The 665-nt window shown below is 65.9% G+C and carries 1 protein-coding gene; it reads left to right on the top strand.

Features of this window, described 5'->3' with window-relative positions:
* Positions 1–665, top strand: a 665-nt coding sequence (locus EN964_RS36360; RefSeq protein ID WP_127277580.1) for a crotonase/enoyl-CoA hydratase family protein, incomplete at both ends; no start/stop codon positions are given.

The raw sequence follows: 665 nt of genomic DNA, 5'->3' as shown, positions 1-665 counted from the left end.
GCGCTCCATGTATGCGAAAATGTCAAAAACCCTGGCCGAGGGCGACGCCGACCCGGCCATCCGCGTCCATGTCTTTCTCGGCGTGCCCGGCGCCTTCTCCTCCGGCAACGACCTTGCCGACTTCATGGTCGTCGCCACCGGCGGCGACGGCGGCACCGAAGTCTGGGATTTCCTGATGGCGCTGGCCAAGGTCGAAAAACCCATGGTCTCCGGCGTCGACGGCATCGCGGTCGGCATCGGCACGACGCTCAACCTGCATTGCGACCTGACTTTCGCCACGCCACGCACCGTGTTCAGGACGCCTTTCGTCGACCTGGGCCTTGTGCCTGAAGCGGGATCGAGCCTGCTGGCACCGCGCATTCTGGGCCAGCAAGCCGCTTTCGCGCTGCTCGGTCTTGGCGAGGGTTTTTCGGCCGAGCGCGCCAAGGCCGCCGGCCTGATCTACGAGGTGGTCGAGGAAGCAGCGCTGGAGGCTTCGGTATTGGCGGCAGCCGGCCAGATCGCCGCCAAGCCACCACAGGCGCTGAAGATCGCGCGCAACCTGATGCGTGGTTCGCGCGACGATCTCGTCGCCCGCATCGGCGTGGAAAGCGAGCATTTTCGCGAGCGGCTGAAGTCCGATGAGGCGCGCGCCGCGCTCACCGCGTTCATGACGAGAAAGAAGG

The sequence above is a fragment of the Mesorhizobium sp. M7A.F.Ca.CA.001.10.2.1 genome (genome assembly GCF_003998575.1).
In the GTDB taxonomy this organism is placed as follows: Bacteria; Pseudomonadota; Alphaproteobacteria; order Rhizobiales; family Rhizobiaceae; genus Mesorhizobium.
The sequence above is the reverse complement of the archived record's forward strand: the minus strand, read 5'-3'. Positions and strand labels throughout refer to the sequence as shown.